This window comes from Streptomyces sp. NPDC050636 (genome assembly GCF_040654775.1).
In the GTDB taxonomy this organism is placed as follows: domain Bacteria; phylum Actinomycetota; class Actinomycetes; order Streptomycetales; family Streptomycetaceae; genus Streptomyces.
Genome location: NZ_JBFAIP010000131.1, coordinates 5,825 through 14,169 on the forward strand (window position 1 = coordinate 5,825; position 8,345 = coordinate 14,169).

7 protein-coding genes and 1 pseudogene are annotated in these 8,345 nt (G+C 66.9%); 3 read left to right on the plus strand and 5 right to left on the minus strand.

All coding sequences use genetic code 11. The features are described from left to right. Positions 1-1,030 precede the first annotated feature (1,030 nt). On the minus strand, positions 1,031-1,972 hold the full coding sequence (locus AB0I10_RS37290) for a LysR family transcriptional regulator (RefSeq protein ID WP_363157192.1): 942 nt from the start codon (positions 1,970-1,972) through the stop codon (positions 1,031-1,033). 285 nt (positions 1,973-2,257) lie between these two features. On the opposite strand from AB0I10_RS37290, the gene AB0I10_RS37295 reads away from it, so the two are divergent. Further along, complete coding sequence (locus tag AB0I10_RS37295) at positions 2,258-2,716, plus strand: hypothetical protein (RefSeq protein WP_363157193.1); 459 nt, start codon at positions 2,258-2,260, stop codon at positions 2,714-2,716. On the opposite strand, the gene AB0I10_RS37300 is transcribed toward AB0I10_RS37295, so the two are convergent. Genes AB0I10_RS37300 through AB0I10_RS37310 form a run of 3 tightly spaced genes read right to left on the minus strand, consistent with a single transcriptional unit; the run spans position 2,694 to position 5,552 of the window. Continuing rightward, complete coding sequence (locus AB0I10_RS37300; RefSeq protein ID WP_363157194.1) at positions 2,694-3,737, minus strand: methyltransferase; 1,044 nt, start codon at positions 3,735-3,737, stop codon at positions 2,694-2,696. The two genes, AB0I10_RS37295 and AB0I10_RS37300, sit on opposite strands and share 23 nt — an antisense overlap. A 31-nt stretch (positions 3,738-3,768) precedes the next feature. After that, complete coding sequence (locus AB0I10_RS37305) at positions 3,769-4,815, minus strand: 3-oxoacyl-[acyl-carrier-protein] synthase III C-terminal domain-containing protein (protein ID WP_363157195.1); 1,047 nt, start codon at positions 4,813-4,815, stop codon at positions 3,769-3,771. Between the two features lie 47 nt (positions 4,816-4,862). After that, a complete protein-coding gene (locus AB0I10_RS37310) occupies positions 4,863-5,552 on the minus strand; it encodes a nuclear transport factor 2 family protein (protein ID WP_363157196.1) in 690 nt (229 codons plus the stop codon). Positions 5,553-5,759: 207 nt separating this feature from the next. On the opposite strand from AB0I10_RS37310, the gene AB0I10_RS37315 reads away from it, so the two are divergent. Beyond that, the gene (locus AB0I10_RS37315) at positions 5,760-7,112 is read left to right on the plus strand and encodes a hypothetical protein (RefSeq protein WP_363157197.1); all 1,353 of its coding nucleotides are present in this window, start codon (positions 5,760-5,762) and stop codon (positions 7,110-7,112) included. Between the two features lie 316 nt (positions 7,113-7,428). Then, positions 7,429-8,031 (plus strand): annotated as a pseudogene (locus AB0I10_RS37320) (TnsA-like heteromeric transposase endonuclease subunit); the annotation flags it as partial. 106 nt (positions 8,032-8,137) lie between these two features. Here the strand turns inward: AB0I10_RS37320 and AB0I10_RS37325 are convergent. Then, positions 8,138-8,345: hypothetical protein (locus AB0I10_RS37325; protein WP_363157198.1), on the minus strand; the 208-nt coding region annotated here is incomplete at its 5' end.

Below are 8,345 nucleotides of genomic sequence, written 5' to 3' on the forward strand. Positions count from 1 at the left end.
ACGGCAGCGAACGGCAGCGAACGGCAGCGAACGGCAGCGAACGGCAGCGAACGGCAGCGAACGGCAGCGAACGGCAGCGAACGGCAGCGAACGGCACGGCGGTGTCGCACGTGCCGGACTACTTCGCCCGCCGTGATGACGGTGCGGCCGTCGTTGTCAACTGCCGCCCGGCAACGGCCCCCACACCGTCATCGAGATCGGCGACCGCATGTGGGTAGGACTGAAATACGCGTCCAAGCAGAACGGCAAATTCTACGCGTTCTCCGCCGACGATGACGGCGTGCTGGGGTCGGGTGCGTGAGGTCATCGCCAGGCCATCATCGCCTTGAGGGGTAGGTTGGTGGCTAGTCACGCAGAGTTCTCACCAACGTTTCCGCAAGGCCCCCTCACGTCGGCCGAGAGGTCGAACACAGCCTCCTATGAATACGTGCCGGATATGTCAACGGCCATCAAAACCGGCCACCAACAGTTCAGCCCTGTTTGCCTTGGCGGACCTCCACGATGCAACCTGGTGACAGTGGCGGGCAGGCCGAGCTCTCCCATGCCTCCTGTGGCGGGCATCGTGTGCTGTGCGAAGGCGTGACTTGGGCGGACGCACCTGCCGAGCGGGTCGGCTGCGGCGGGGTGACCTGCAGGCGACGCTACGGGACTGGACCGAGGCCGGTGTATGGCCCGGCTCCGTGAGGCTCTGCTGGTCGAGCTGATGGCATCCCGCCGGGTGGTGTAGTAGGGATCAAGAGGAGATGCCCGGCGACATCGGCTTCGATCCACTCATTCCCGCCGACGCCGGATCGTGGTGGCCGAACACGCCGCGTCCGTGACCCGCTCGTACCCCGTCCCCGTCCCCGTCCTCGACACCAGCGCCAGGACCAGCCGGTCGAAGACCGCCGGGTCCTCGAACCGACCAAACTCGTGTCCGTCGTGCTGCCAGCCTTGTCGCGTCCATGGCCTACTGGCGGATGCTCTTACAACGGCCGCGCTTCACCGCCTACTGCCGGTTGGTCCTACTCGTCCAGGGCCTGATCACGTTTCAGGTGCACGAGGCCCACGCCCGGAAGTGCGTCGACTGCGCGATGAGAGCGCGGTACGTCCCCGCGGCGGAGGCGAAGAGTGTGTCCGCCACCTCGTCGGCAGGGCCCTCGCGTCGCCAGGCCAGCACATAACGGCACCACAGGGGCGTGCCGACCAGCGGTTTGACGAGGACGTCGGGGATCGGCCGAAGTGTCGCTTGGACGACGGAGACCCCGATGCCCTCAGCGATCATTTTCTGCAACTGCTCCCGGTCGCCAAGGAATTCGTGGACCGCCGCCGGGCTGAAGCCGGCCAACTCACAGGCCACGTAGAACACTCCCGGCCAGCCCGCTCCGTCGTCCGGGGTCAGAAACCACGCGTCGTCGGCCAGGTCGGCGAGTGCCACCTCCCGGCAGTGCCGGAGCCGGTGCCCGGCCGGCAGAGCGACGAAGGACGGCTCGGTGACGATCCCGCGGAGCGCAATGGCGGCCGAGTGGCGAAGCACACGTCCGGGGTAGTCCGCGGCGATCGCGGCGTCCACCTCGCCGTGCTCCAGGAGTTCGACGATCTCCGAGGACGGATACACGCTACTCACCGTGAGCGCGAGATCAGGCAGTCGGCTCCGGAGCCGGACGAGCATGCCGGCCAGGACCGGCGAGTTGGTCGCGGCCAGGCGGAGGGGTTGGCGCACTCTCGCACCGCCTGCGGCCGAACGCCGTCCGATCGAGGCTGCGTGGGCCAGAACGTCACGGGCCTGAGCCAGGACCTCCGCGCCGTAGTGCGTCAGCTCGATACCCGATGTGTGCCGCTCGAACAGCGACTCTCCGAAGTGCCTCTCTATCCGCTGGAGTTGTGTGCTCATGGCCGACTGTGAGTACCCGAGGTCCGACGCGGCCCGGCCCAGGCTTCCGGCATCGGCGATTGCACAGAGCACTCTCAGATGCCGAAGCTCCAACTCCATACCCGCACTCCTCACGTCAGAGCTGCTCCTGCCCGAACCGTGCAGCGCCGGCAGCGCCCGGCACACGGTCCTCGTCCGACAGTTTGGCGTAAAATACGAACCACCGCCCCCTGCCTGGGATCGGGCAGACGCTGCCTGGCAAGACCCGCACCGACCTAACAGAGTCCTACCGGCTGAGTTTTTTGAAGGTCATCGCGCCCTCTGCGCGATCACCGACTGGGCTGCCGCCGTGACATTCCTTCACATGCCCACAAGCGGGACAGCACCGTCGATCCCGTCCCGTGTATGAGCTTCGCCCCCTGTCTGGGCCCCTTCGTCATCGGGTTCTCCGACGTCGGCGTCTTCGGCCTGCGCGACGCGAACACACCGGATGACCGGCTCCAGCAGTTGGTCAACGCGCACACTTACGAAGACGACCACCACTGGCGGATATGTCTTGACGACCTCGACACCCTCGGGTGCAACACGTCCCTCGACCTGGTGTCCGCGCTGCGCATGCTGTGGGGAGATGGCCTCTCTTCCACGCCCCTTCTCCGTAGTCGCCGCCTTCGACAACGGCGGTCCCCACAGCCAGTTTTGGCTATCGCTGACGTCGGCGGAGGCTGCCGACACCCCCGTGAGCGCGATCACCGTGATCGGCAGATCCGGAGCCTGAACTGGCTGGCGGCGCAATCGGACGAGTCATACGGGAAGGCATGCCCACAGGGCGTGATCCGCTCTGTCATGCGGGGCGAGCGACGATGACGGCGTTGGCGCCGGCCGCGTCCAGGGGAACGATCTCCGTGTGGGCGAAGCCCGCCTCGGACAGCCACGCGGTGTATTCGGCGCCGGAGTAGTTCTTACCGCCTGAACTCTCGACGAGCATGTTCATCCCCATGAGCGCTGCTGACGGCGGGCCGGTGCGCTCGTCGTTCAGGAGCAGTTCGCAGATCAGAAGCACTCCGTCCGAAGGCAGTGCCGCCCGGCATTTGCGTAGCAGGGCCCGTCCGGTGGGCTCGTCCCAGTCGTGGAGGATCAGGCTCAGCAGTATGGCGTCGTAGCCGAGGGGCAGGGTGTCGTCACGCAGGAAGTCGCCTTCGAGGGTGTTCACGACGTTTTGCAGGCCGGCGGCCTCGATCTTCTTCTCCGCGACGCGACAGGCGTGTGGCAGGTCGTAGACGCTGGCCGACAGGTGCTTATAGCGCTTGGCGAGTTCGACGGGGAACGCTCCCGAGCCCCCTCCGACATCCAGCAGCCGCAGGTGAGTGCCGAAGTCGTAGACCTCTCCGAGGGTCCTTGCGGTGGATACCGAGATGGAGTGCATGGCTTCCCAGAACAGTTCCAGCATGACGGGGTCTTCGGCGGAGAAGACGGAGTCTTGGGTGGCTGGGTCCCATGTCACCGGCCGGTCTGTGCGCAGGGCCTCGGTCACTCGGTGCCAGGCCGGATATTCGCGCTGGTCGCAGAACCGCACGAAACCGCCGAAGTAGCCGGGGCGGGTTGTGACGAGGTACTGGTCGGCGAGGGGGGAGTTGAGGTACCGGTCGGCTTGTTTGTCCAGGAGGTCCAGGGACGCGCAGGCGGCCAGGAGAAGATCGGCGGGGCGGTGGCGCAGGTCAAGGGCCTTGGCGACCTCTTCCACGGTGCAGCCCTGGTGTTGGGCGAGGAGGTCGTACAGCCCCAGTTCGATGGAAGCAGCGAACGTCTTGAAGCTCCAGAAGCCCGTGGCGAGTTGCATGAGTGGGGCCGGAGACAAGGGGACGGTGGTGGTGTTGTGCTCGGGCATGGCGGTTCTCCTGGACTGGTGATGTCTGGCGTCACACGGGGCCGGTTCGTTGCGCTTCCAGGGCGATGAGGGACATGCCGGGGCCGAACCCCGTGATCATTCCGTGATCGCCCTGTGCGAGCGAGTCCCACCCGCGGGATATCGCGTCGAGGACCGATACGCTCGCCGTGTTTCCGCTCTCCCTCAGCGTGGCGTAGGAAGGCCGCAGCATCTTCTCGTCGAGGGCCAGGCCCTCCTCGATGGCCCGCAGAATTCTCGGACCGCCGGTGTGTGCGAGAAGGAATTTCAGGTCCTCCCTCTGGTGTCCTGTGTCCCGCCACCACCGCATCAACTCGGGTAGTGCCGCCTTGATGTGGTCGGGTGCGCCGGGGGCGAGTTCACATCCGAACCCTTCCGGCCCCATGGTCATCTGGAGTTCGCACAGCGAATCCGGAAGGAGGTACTCCCAGGAGGAGTTGAGCCGGATACCGTCGCGGTCTTCACCGCTCACTACGGCCGCCGCGCATCCATCGCCGAACAGGCCGCAGCAGATCATGCGCTCCAGCTTGGTCTCCTCCTCGTGAAAGAGCAGAGAGCACAGCTCCACGGCGACGATCAGTACATGCGCTCCCGGATGTGCTGCAACGTCATCGCGGGCGCGGGCCAGCGCCACCGCGCCGCCGGCGCATCCCGACTGCGAGATGGTCAGTTTTCGTACGTCGCGGCGGAGCCCCAGGCGGGCCGTCAGCGGTGCGTCGAGGCTGGGCAGGCCATATCCGGTGGAGTGGACGAAGATGAGGGAGTCGATGTCGCGGGCGGTAAGCCCAGCTGCGGTGATGCCCTCCCGAGCGGTCCGTACCGCGAGGGACAGTGCGTGGGTGAGGTCCCGCTCGACGCGTTTTTCCAGAGTCCCTGAGGTGAGCAGACGCTCGGTAGGGATGACGCCGTAGCGGCGATCGATGTTCATGCCCTTGATCAGCTGGATCGCCTTGTCCGCATGACGTCTGCCGGAGAATTCCTTCTCCACGAGGGCGAGTACCTGCTGCTGGTCGAGGATGTGCCGGGGGTACTGGATGACAGGTCGGGACAGCACGGCCATGGGAGTAGCTCCTTTTCGGGGCAGATCTTCGTGGCGCTGGGGGCGTGTCAGGAGGTGACGATGTGCCCGATGAACTCTTGCGGGTTGTAGTAGTGCTCGACGGATCGGAAGAGCGTGCCGGTGCCGAAGGTGAAGACGGTGGTTCCCCGGAAGAACGCCCGGCGGCCATCCCGCCCGGCGGCACGGGCGTTCCAGTGCGCGACTGCGCGGTTTCCGCAGGTGACATGCCAGGTGAGTGCTACGGCAATGCTGGCGATCTGGTCATGTCGGGAGGCGATGAACCTCTGTATGTTCTCTGTTCCGGCGTGCCGGGTAGTGCCGTACGGATCGGAAAGGACAGCGTCCGGTTCTAGGTGCGCGATCACCGCCTGAATGTCGCTGTCGCCGATGGCTGCGAAGTAGCTGCGAAGGGCATGTTCTGCCGCGTCACGCTCCATGGTGATCCCCTTGTCTCCGGTTTCTGCTGCTGCGGGCACCACCCGGGACGTAGCACACGCCCTGGCAGACGCTTTCGGGCGGGAAGCGGCGCTGCCGAAGTCGACCGTCTCCAGCATCTGCACAGCGATCCGAGCCGAGTTCGAGCAGTGCTGCCGCGACTTCCCTCTCCCGCTTCTGCGCTGGTCGGCGCCGTGTGCCGCCCCAGTCTTTGAGGGCGGGGCGAGCAGCTCGCGGGCCCGCGCGAGCGCTTTGGCCGGAGCGGGGTTGCCGGGCGATGCGGCGAAGGCGGTGCTGGTCATAACACGCACTTCCTGACGGCCATTCAAGGTTCGGGAATGGTCATGGATCTGGACAGGCGCCCGATGTGGCCACGCCCGGACCGGGTACACCCGTAGTGCACCCCTCGATCGCCGTCAGCAGAAGCGTTTCACCGTGATCGCCGCGTGAACCCGTTGAACGCTTGTGAACATGAGAAATCCGGGTGCATCGCCGTACGGGGGAAAGCCATGCCACGTCACCAGCCCAACCACCGCCTCGCCGCTCTACTGACCGAAGCCAACTGGAACGCCGGGGAACTGGCCTGCGCCATCAACGACTTGGGCAGGGCCCAGGGACTGTCACTGCACTACGACCGCACCGCGGTCGCGCACTGGCTCACCGGCTCGCGCCCCCGCTCGCCCGTCCCCGACCTGGCCGCACAAGCACTCAGCCACCGCACCGGCCGCTTGATCACCACCGAGGAGACCGGACTGGCCCCACCCCGGCACGACGGCCCCACCCCGACGGCAATAGCGATAGAAGCCGACCCCGTGACAGCCCTGGTCACCCTCGCCCGCAGCGACACCGACCCCACCCACCGCACCGCTCTGACCCACTCGATCTACAGCCTCACCAACCCCGCCATACCCGCCTGGAGCGAAGAGGGATGCCCCGCATCCCCGCCGGCCCGGTCAGGGCGTCGACGGGCTACGTCCGCCGACGCCCAAAGACTCGACGGCATGATCCGCATCTTCGCGCGGCTGGCAGCCTGCCACGGCGGCGCCCACGCCCGATCCGCCCTGGCCGCCTACCTCGCCGACGACGTCAGCCCCTTACTGACCCGCCGCGCCCCCCGCGCCCTGCAACTGGACCTGCTCACCTACGCCGCCCAGCTCACACACCTGCTCGCCACCATGACCACCGACGCCGGCCACCACCGCCTGGCCCAGCACTACTACACCGCCGCACTCGGCCTCTCCCGCCAGGCAGACAACCGCACCACCTACGCCATCACCCTCCGCGCAATGAGCACCCAAGCCCTGCAACTGGGTCACCTCACCCACGCCGCCCGCCTCGCCGAAGCCGCCACCGACGCCGCCGGCCGCAACGTCCCCAGCGCCGTCAAAGCCTTCGTACTCATCCAGCACGCCCTCACCGACGCCCACAACCGACAACCCCGCAAGGCTCTCACCCGCCTGGCAGCGGCCGAGACCCACCACGAGAAAGCGTCCGGACCACCCGGGCCCTTCACCTCCTACCCCCGCGCCGACCTCGACTACCAGAGAGCTGCAACCCTCCTCGTCCTCGGCCACCACACCAACGCCCTGGAGGCCCTGACGAGTTCAGCTGATCGTCGCGTCCCCTCCCAGCACCGGCCTGTCGCCCTCACCCACGCCCGCCTCGCTGGAACGTATCTCCAGGTCGGCCACCTCGAAGCCGCCTGCGCCCACTGGCGCCACTTCCTCCAGCACTACCCCCACCTGCAATCCCACACCGCAGACCAGGCTCTCACCCAGCTCCAAGCACACCTACGTCCCCACAGCCGCCACCCAGCCGCCCGGTCCCTACTGCAGAGCGCACACACCCTCACCGACCGGTAAGTGGTTGTTGTCGTACCGAACTTTGGCGCTGCTCTCCGAGGAGGACAGGGGCAAGTGGTCTCCTGGTTGCCCTGACCTGGGGTGTTGCGGTCATGTGGGCCTCTGACCTGCGGAGATGGATCTTTCAGTCCGGGAGTCCGCACAGTCGGTGAGACCAGTGTGAGGCGACGGAGCCCCGCCGGATTGCTCCGGCCGGGCTTCTGCGCGTGGCTGGTTACGACGGCGTGCAGCGTCCGGAGAGGGCACCGTTGCACTCCGGCTCTCCGCTTTCGAGTACGCGGAGCAAGGACGCAGTGACGACACGAGTCACGGGTGCGCAGTGATGCGAGTGCACATGATGCTGCTCGACCGTGACCCGCGCGTCAGCGACCTGGTGGCCCGGCCGCTGGAGCTGCGGTGGCGTAAGCCGAGCGGGGTGTGTGCGCATGCTCCTTGGCTGATGCTCCGGCTGGCCGACGGCCAGGAGGTGCTGGCCGACTGCACGGCCAGGTCGGAGCTTTCGCAGCGTCAGCGACCCCTCGCGGCGGTGGTCGGAGAGATCTGTGCGGCGGTGGGCTGGCGGTACTGGGTGCTCGGGCCCGTCGACCCGGTCTACCGGCGCAATGTGGCTTGGCTGGCCGGGTACCGGCACCTGCGGCACCACGGTGGACAGCGGCTGGCCGCGGTGCTGCGGGAAGCGCCCTTCGTGACACGGTGTTGGACAAGGCCCTGGCGGCCCCAGACCAACGGCAAGGTCGAACGCTTCCACCACACCCTGCTCGAGGAGTGGGCTTACCACCGGCCCTACACCTCAGACACCGAACGACAGGCAGCGTTCCCCGACTGGCTGGACTGGTACAACTACCACCGACCCCGCATCGGAATCAGCCGCCGCACCCCAGCCAGCCGCGTCACCAACCTGTCCGGACAACACAGCTAGTGGCTGACTTGGAGCACCCGAGTGCCCGCTTCGCTCTGGGGGTGGCCCCGTCAGGGCGGCCGAAACATCGAAGCCTGATAGCGACTTCCTAGATGGTCATTTCGCCTCACTGGAGCGGGATCGAATCCCTGATCGGGGGTGCTGGTTCACGCTGGGTGGTGCTGTCTTCGCAGGTCAGCGCCACCGGGCTGGATACTCGGTCCTGCCTGTGATGGCTCACGCTCCGCCGTCCGATCACCCATGGCGGACGGCCGTGGCGGGAGATCTCCTCGAATTTTTCGTGATGTTGGGTTTCTCCGAGCCTCGGAGAAACC

Coding starts and splice junctions, on each gene's coding strand:
- AB0I10_RS37290 (WP_363157192.1), bottom strand. CDS start 1,972: ATGGAGTTGGAGCTTCGGCATCTGAGAGTGCTCTGTGCAATCGCCGAT.
- AB0I10_RS37295 (WP_363157193.1), top strand. CDS start 2,258: ATGAGCTTCGCCCCCTGTCTGGGCCCCTTCGTCATCGGGTTCTCCGAC.
- AB0I10_RS37300 (WP_363157194.1), bottom strand. CDS start 3,737: ATGCCCGAGCACAACACCACCACCGTCCCCTTGTCTCCGGCCCCACTC.
- AB0I10_RS37305 (WP_363157195.1), bottom strand. CDS start 4,815: ATGGCCGTGCTGTCCCGACCTGTCATCCAGTACCCCCGGCACATCCTC.
- AB0I10_RS37310 (WP_363157196.1), bottom strand. CDS start 5,552: ATGACCAGCACCGCCTTCGCCGCATCGCCCGGCAACCCCGCTCCGGCC.
- AB0I10_RS37315 (WP_363157197.1), top strand. CDS start 5,760: ATGCCACGTCACCAGCCCAACCACCGCCTCGCCGCTCTACTGACCGAA.